Annotated in this window: 1 pseudogene; it reads left to right on the top strand. The window is 68.4% G+C overall.

From position 1 onward, the window contains the following. Positions 1-339: pseudogene (locus tag EN852_RS41385) on the top strand (serine kinase); the annotation flags it as partial.

Genomic DNA, 339 nt, shown 5'->3' with positions numbered 1-339 from the left:
GATTTCCGCAGCTCAAACTCGCCGCAGATGCAGCCGGCGCCATCCGCCTCGATCAGGCGGACGTGCGGCCGCAAGTGCATCCGCAAATCGACAAGGCACAGCATCGGCTGCGCGACGGATTTGCCGCCGAAGCCGTTCCGGTATCGCGCCTCTATATGCTCGAGCGCGGCGAGCGGGCGGCGATCTCGCCAATGACCGGCACCGCCGCGCTGCCGGCGATCCTGAAGTTCTCCGATATCACGCGGTTGGGCCGACAGGCGCTGCCGGACGAGGTCGCCGCCGCGCATCTTCGCCAATGCGCGCTAATGGCCGGGCAGGTCGGCGTCGGCCGCCTCGAAG

This window comes from Mesorhizobium sp. M2E.F.Ca.ET.209.01.1.1 (assembly GCF_004010375.2).
In the GTDB taxonomy this organism is placed as follows: Bacteria; Pseudomonadota; Alphaproteobacteria; order Rhizobiales; family Rhizobiaceae; genus Mesorhizobium.
Note: the sequence above shows the minus strand (reverse complement) of the source record. Positions and strands in the feature narration are given on the sequence as shown.